At 46.3% G+C, this 2,528-nt stretch carries 3 protein-coding genes; all 3 read right to left on the bottom strand.

Features of this window, described 5'->3' with window-relative positions; translation table 11 throughout:
* Positions 1 to 569 (bottom strand): helix-turn-helix transcriptional regulator (locus GRP75_RS24245; RefSeq protein ID WP_160790595.1); only part of this gene is annotated, 569 nt, incomplete at its 3' end.
* 20 nt (positions 570 to 589) lie between these two features.
* Entirely contained in the window at positions 590 to 1,114 is a 525-nt protein-coding gene (locus GRP75_RS24250) for a GNAT family N-acetyltransferase (RefSeq protein ID WP_237449170.1), read from the bottom strand.
* A gap of 123 nt (positions 1,115 to 1,237) precedes the next feature.
* Positions 1,238 to 2,476, bottom strand: a complete 1,239-nt coding sequence (gene fabF / locus GRP75_RS24255; protein WP_160790596.1) for a beta-ketoacyl-ACP synthase II — start codon at positions 2,474 to 2,476, stop codon at positions 1,238 to 1,240.
* Between the last annotated feature and the right edge of the window lie 52 nt (positions 2,477 to 2,528).

Consider the following 2,528-nt stretch of genomic DNA (forward strand, 5'->3'; position numbering starts at 1 on the left):
TACCTATCGGGACAATACGCATATACAAACCATTGTTGTCCTTTCAGAACGAGCGTATGCGGTTCAACATTCCGTTCCGTTATGGCTCCTTCCGCATTTCGATAGGTAAAAGCGACAGTACGCGCTTGGCTCATTGCTTCTTTCACCTTTTTCAATTTGCCTTCCTGTGCAGCTTGATTTCCCCATCCCGAATGATCGACGATAAACTGTGTGGTACGGACACTAAATCGCTCTTTCCCGGACTCCGGCATAATACTTTCAAATTTATGAAGTAACCGCGACACATTGGGGCTGCCCAACGTCGAGGACAAACTCTGCAGCCCCATCACAATGTCCTTGACATCGTTATCCGTCAGCATACTGCGATCCAGACGGTATCCTTCCATCAGACCGATTCCCCCATTGGCTCCCTGATAAGTCACCACCGGAATACCTGCCATACTAATCGCTTCAATATCTCTATAGATCGTCCGGATCGAAACCTCATATAAATCAGCCAGTTCCTTCGCTTGTACTCTATTTTTCTTTAGCAGCAAAATGACGATAGAAAGCAATCGGTCAATTTTCATTTTTTCAAAACCTTTCACCCTTAGTAAAAATAAGCCATGAGTTCCTCATTATATTCCTGTCCGTGATATTCTAAAGCATTCTTTTCTATACCATAGGTTTCAAATCCCAACTTCCTATACAGCTTAACAGCAGCTTGATTGGTAGTTACCACACTCAGGTTAATTTGCTTCAAACCTTCCAATTTTCTACCTTGGCTGATGACTTCCAATAAAAGTTTTTTAGCGATCCCCTGACCTCGGTAGGTCGATGGTACATAAACTCCCCAAATCGTTCCTTTATGCTGCGTTTTTATTTTTTGTTCTCTTCTAAACCCAGTCATACCGGCCAGCTGATGATCCTTTGTAAATGCACCAAGTATGTAATGATCTCGTTTATTTTGTATCTGCTTCACCACATCAGATAATGGAACTCGTGCAGCTTCCTCATAGGAGGTTCCAAAAGCTTCAGGGTTCATTTGCAGGGCTTCCAGTCTCAAATTCCAATACGCTTCAGCGTCTGCTGATTGTATGTTCCTGATTAAAATCATGGTTTCACGTCCCTCCAAATGTTTTCCTTCATATTACTCTATCTCTTCTCTAAAATGAATCTGTTATTCTTCGATTAAAATAACCTCAGGTGCTCTATCCAGCCGGATAGAATGCCTGAGGTTTCAATAACTCCTTACAAATTATGACTCGTAGCGCTTCAGCACAATAACCGCATTATGACCACCGAAGCCGAAAGAATTAGATAGCCCAATATTTAGTGGAACCTTGCGCGCTTCGTGAGGCACATAATCCAGATCGCAAGCAGGGTCTGGATTATCCAGATGCATCGTTGGCGGAATGATACCTTCTCGCAGGCTTTGCACAAGTGCAATCGCTTCAACACCGCCCGCAGCCCCCAGCATATGACCCAGCATGGACTTATTCGCAGTAACCGGAATCTGATAGGCATAATCACCAAAAAGCTTGTGGATTGCAAGGGTCTCAGCGACATCCCCGACAGACGTACTCGTCGCGTGGGCGCTAATCACGTCCACTTCCTCAGGGGAGATGTGAGCCGAACGAAGGGCCGCTTTCATCGCCAAGTAAGCTCCGGTTCCTTCGGGATGCGGTGCAACCATGTGATAAGCATCCGAACTGGCTCCATAACCGATGACCTCACCATAGATTTCCGCACCACGTCGGATAGCGTGTTCCAATGACTCCAGTACCAGAATACCTGCACCTTCGCTCATGACAAAGCCGTCCCGATTCTGATCAAAAGGTCGACTTGCTATAGAAGGCTCCTCGTTACGTGTGGACAAGGCAGTCGCATTAGCGAAACTCGCCAAGGCCAATCTAGTCACCGCCGCTTCAGCCCCACCGGCAAAAATGACATCTGCATCTCCTGTACGAATCGTCCGAAACGCCTCTCCAATTGCTGTATTCCCAATAGAGCAAGCCGTCACGGGTGAAAGCGTAGGTCCCATCGCTCCAAACGCGATACTAATTTGAGCAGCAGCCATATTCGAGATCATCATAGGTACCAGCGTTGGGCTAACTCTACCCGGTCCACGATGTAGCAGCACATCTACACTGTCCACCAACGTATCCAAACCGCCGACTCCCGATCCCACATAAACACCGACACGCTCCAAATCGGTGTGATCCAGTTCCAGACCGGAATCCTTGAGCGCTTGCTCTGCCGCATATAATGCAAACTGAGTAAACCGATCCATTCGTCTAGCATCTTTACGTCCCCATTGCTTTTCTGCATCAAAATCCTGTACCAGTCCAGCAATTTGTGCTTTCAAATCGGACACATCGAATGTATCAATTTTACGTATACCTGAATTGCCTTCCAGCAAATTCTTCCACAACGTGTCCACTTTATTACCCAGTGGGGAAACGACACCCATACCTGTTATCACTACTCTTTGCATAAGCTATTCATTCCTCCTGCTCGGTGACTTACTTATAATCCTCATTTTACCC

Origin of the sequence: Paenibacillus sp. OT2-17 (genome assembly GCF_009827695.1) — a bacterium.
In the GTDB taxonomy this organism is placed as follows: Bacteria; Bacillota; Bacilli; order Paenibacillales; family Paenibacillaceae; genus Paenibacillus; species Paenibacillus polymyxa_B.

What these genes read in the sequence shown, in the direction of transcription:
- fabF (WP_160790596.1), bottom strand. Translation starts at nt 2,476, where the DNA reads ATGCAAAGAGTAGTGATAACAGGTATGGGTGTCGTTTCCCCACTGGGT.